Source organism: Streptomyces sp. CNQ329 (genome assembly GCF_000482585.1).
This window is the reverse complement of sequence record NZ_AXVU01000103.1, coordinates 1-4,526: the sequence shown is the minus strand read 5'-3', so window position 1 is coordinate 4,526 and position 4,526 is coordinate 1. Positions and strand designations below refer to the sequence as shown.

The window sequence follows — 4,526 nt, the reverse complement described above, 5'->3', positions numbered from 1 at the left end:
CGCCCGGACCACAGCCGCGCGGCCAGCGCACCCACCTCTGCCTCGGGGTGCTGCTCCAGGTACTCCGCAAGCTGTCCGGCGGCCTGCGCCAGCGCCGCCCCCGAACGGGCAGAAACCACCACCGGAACCGGCGCAGCCACAGCCTCCTCGTCCGAAGCCGGCTCCGCCGACGGCATGTCCGCCGCCCCGGTCTCGACCGGCGCCGCCTCCAGCACCACGTGCGCATTGGTGCCACTGATGCCGAACGACGACACGGCCGCCCGGTACGGCTCGTCGCTCTCGGGCCACGGTGTCGACTCCGTGACCAGCGAGATCGTGCCGGAGCTCCAGTCGACGTGCTGGGACGGCTCGTCCACATGGAGCGTGGGCGGCAGCGCGCCGTGGCGCATGGCCTCGACCATCTTGATGACGCCCGCCACACCCGCCGCGGCCTGCGTGTGCCCGATGTTGGACTTGATCGAGCCCAGCCACAGCGGCCGCTCGGGGCTGTGCTCACGCCCGTACGTGGCGAGCAGCGCCTGCGCCTCGATCGGGTCGCCCAGCGCCGTGCCCGTGCCGTGCGCCTCGACGGCGTCCACCTGACCGGGCGTCAGCCCCGCGCTGGCGAGCGCCTGCTCGATGACCCGCTGCTGCGACGGGCCGTTGGGGGCGGTGAGGCCGTTGGACGCACCGTCCTGGTTGATCGCGGAGCCCTTCAGCACGGCGAGGACCGTGTGCCCGTTGCGCCGCGCGTCCGACAGCCGCTCCAGCAGCACCAGGCCGACGCCCTCGCCCCAGCCCGTGCCATCCGCCGCCTCGGCGAACGCCTTGCACCGCCCGTCCACGGACAGCACACGCTGCCGGGAGAACTCGATGAACGCACCCGGGCTCGACATCACGGTGGCGCCGCCCGCGAGGGCGAGGTCGCACTCGCCGTTCCGCAGGGCCTGCGCCGCGAGGTGGAGCGCGACCAGCGACGACGAGCACGCCGTGTCCACCGTCACCGCCGGGCCTTCCAGCCCGAAGGTGTACGCCACCCGGCCCGAGGCGACGCTCGCCGCACTGCCGTTGCCGAGGTAGCCCTCGAAGCCCTCGGGGGCGTTCTGCATCAGCCGCGCGCCGTAGTCTCCGTAGATCACGCCGGCATAGACCGCGGTGCTGCTGCCCCGGAGCATGGCCGGGTCGATGCCCGCCCGCTCGAACGCCTCCCACGAGGTCTCCAGCAGCAGCCGCTGCTGCGGGTCCGTGGCCAGCGCCTCACGCGGGTTCATGCGGAAGAAGTCGGCGTCGAACTCGTCGGCTTCGTGCAGGAACGTGCCGTAGCTGGTGTAGCTCTTGCCCGTCGCGGCCGGGTCGGGGTCGAAGAGGTTCTCCAGGTCCCAGCCGCGGTTCGTCGGGAAGCCGGACAGCCCTTCGCGGCCCTCGGCGACCAGCTTCCACAGGTCGGAGGCGGAGTGGACGTCGCCGGGGAAGCGGCACGCCATCGACACGATGACGACAGGGTCGTCCGCGCTGTCGGCGCTCACGAGCTGCGGCGTCGCCGAGCGGGGGGCGGACTCCAGCAGCTCGGAGCCGATGTGGTCGGCGAGGACCTGCGCGGTCGGGTAGTCGAAGATCAGGGTCGCGGGCAGTCGCAGCCCGGTGGCGGAGTCGAGCCGGTTGCGCAGCTCGACCGCGGTGAGGGAGTCGAACCCGAGGTCGTTGAAGGGCGCCTGAGCATCCACGGCGGCGGCATCGCTGTGCCCCAGGACGGCGGCGGCGTTGGTGCGCACCAGGTCGAGGAGCAGACGCTGCTGGTCGGCGGCCGACAGCCCGGCGAGCTGCTGCGCGAGCCCCGAGACCTCGCTCGGTGCCGCGACGGCGGCGGCGCGGCGGCGTGCCCGCGGGGCGAGGTCGCGCAGAAGTGCGGGGACGCGGTCACCGGTGCGGAGGGCGGCCGGGTTCAGCGGGACGCAGAGGTGGTAGGGGGAGGGGGTGGCGAGGGCGGCGTCGAGGAGCTGGAGGCCGTGCTCGGTGCTGAGCGCCGCCTCGCTGCGGGCGACCTCGCTGTCACTGAGGTGGCTCGTGAGGCCGGTGGTGTGCTTCCAGTAGCCCCAGGCGAGGCTGGTGGTGGGGTGGCCTTGGCGGGTGCGGTGGTGGGCGAGGGCGTCCAGGTAGGTGTTGGCGGCGGCGTAGTTCGCCTGGCCGGGGTTGCCCAGGGTGCCGGCCGCGGACGAGTAGAGGATGAAGTGGGCGAGATCCAGGTGCCGGGTCGCCTGGTGGAGGTGGTACGCGGCGTCCACCTTCGGTGCCAGGACGGGGTGCAGGTTCCCGGGGGCGAGCTGGGTCAGGATTGTGTCGTCGAGGACCCCCGCGGTGTGGATGACGGCGGTGAGGGGGTGCTGCCGGTCGATGGAGTCGATGAGGGCATGCACCGCATACGGATCCGTGGTGTCGCAGGCGGTGATGGTGACCTGCGCGCCGAGTTCGGTGAGTTCGTCGCGGAGGGCGGTGGCGTTCGGGTGCTCGGGGCCGCTGCGCGAGGCCAGGTGCAGGTGGCGTACGCCGTGCTCTGTGATGAGGTGACGGGCCGTCAGGCTCGCCAGGCCGCCGGTGCCGCCGGTGACGAGCACGGTGCCGTCCGGGTCGAGCGGCCGGGGGAGCGTGAGGATCAGCTTGCCCGTGTGCCGGGCCTGGCTGAGGTGGCGCAGCGCGTTCGGGGCATGGCGTACGTCGAAGCAGGTGGTCTGCGGCGGCGTGAGATGGCCCGCGGCGAACAACTCGGCCAGGTGGACCAGCATCTCCTGGATGCGATCCGGGCCGGCCTCGATGAGGTCGAAGTTCTGGTAGCGGACCCGGTGGTCCGCCTCGACGGTCCGCGGGTCGCGGATGTCGGCCTTGCCCATCTCCAGGAACCGCCCGCCCGGGCGCAGCAGGCGCAGCGACGCGTCGGTGAACTCGTGGGCGAGCGCGTTGAGGACGACGTCGACACCCTGGTGCGGGGTGTGGGTGCGGAAGTGCTCCTCGAAGTCGAGGGAGCGGCTGGACGCGATGTGGTGCTCGTCCAGCCCTTGGGCGTACAGCAGGTGGTGCTTGCCCGGGCTGGCCGTCGCGTAGACGTCGGCGCCCCAGTGGCGGGCGAGCTGGAGTGCGGCGGAGCCGACGCCGCCGGTCGCGGCGTGCAGCAGCAGCGACTCGCCGGCCTCCAGGCCGCCGAGGTCCTTGAGCCCGTAGTACGCGGTGAGGTACGCCACCGGGATCCCGGCCGCGTCGGTGAAGGACCACTGCTCGGGGATGGCGGTGACCATGCGGTGGTCGGTGACCGTCTGCGCCCCGACACCGTTGGGGAACATGCCCATGACGCGGTCGCCGACCGCCACGTTGGCGACGTCGGCGCCGACCTCGGTCACGACGCCGGCGCCCTCGCTCGCGAGCAGCGCCTCGCCCGGGTACATGCCCAGGGTGATCAGAACGTCGCGGAAGTTGAGCCCGATGGCCCGTACCGCGACCCGCACCTGATGCGGGGCCAGCTCCTCGGGGAGATGCGGGTGGGGCAGGAGCGCCAGGTTGTCGAACGTGCCGGAGGCGGTCTTGTCCAGCCGCCAGGACTGCTCGCCGGCGGGAATCGTCAGAGCGTCCGCGACGCCGTCGGTGGAACGGGCAAGCCGGGGGACGAGAACCTGGTCGTGGCGGACGGCAAGCTGGGGCTCGCCGGTGGCCAGGGCGTCGAGCAGGTGGGGGACGGTGGCGGGGGCGCCGCCGGTGACGGTGTCGACGGCGGTGTCGGTGTCGAGGAGATGGATGCGGCCGGGGTTCTCGTTCTGGGCCGTACGGACCATGCCCCAAAGCGGCGCGTGCGGGAGGTGGATGTCGTCGGCCGGGCTGGTGGCCACGGCGCGGTGGGTGAGGACGACGAGGCGGCGGTCGGTCCGGTCGTTGTCGGCCAGCCAGCCCTGGACATGGGTCAGCAGCGCCTCCGCCGCGGCGTGCGCGGCGGCGGGGCCGTCGTCCTCGGCGGGCACCGCGACATAGAGGTCCACCCGCTCCGGTTCCACGGGCCCGGCCTGCTCGGGCTGATCGGTGGCGGTCGCGTTCCAGACGAGGTGGAAAAGGCTGTTGCGCGTCGCGGCGCCCGCGTGAGGGCCGCCGGTGAGTGCCGAGGCGTCGACCGGGCGGGAGTTGAGCGCGGTGACGGTGGCGACGGGAGCGCCGGACGGGTCCCACGTGTGCAGGGTCAGATCGTGGCCGTGCTCGCCGGTGGGCACAAGGGTGGCGCGCAGATGAGTGGCGCCGGTGGCGTGGACGGTGACCCCCGTCCAGGCGAAGGGCAGCCGGAGCCGGCCATCGGCGTCGCCCTTGCCGAGGTTCTCGGCCGCGAGGGGGTGGAGGGCTGCGTCGAGGAGGGCGGGGTGGATGGTGTGGCCGGTGGCGTCGGTGTCCTCGGGGAGGGTGATGTCGGCGTGGAGGGTGCCGTCGGTGCCGCGCCAGGCGGCGGTGACGCCTTGGAAGGCGGGTCCGTATGCGTAGCCCGCCGCCAGCAGGCGGGGGTAGAGGTCACCGACCTCCAC

Annotated in this window: 1 protein-coding gene; it reads right to left on the bottom strand. The window is 73.2% G+C overall.

Features of this window, described 5'->3' with window-relative positions; translation table 11 throughout:
* Positions 1–4,526 (bottom strand): SDR family NAD(P)-dependent oxidoreductase (locus I003_RS0128905; protein WP_027774646.1); only part of this gene is annotated, 4,526 nt, incomplete at both ends.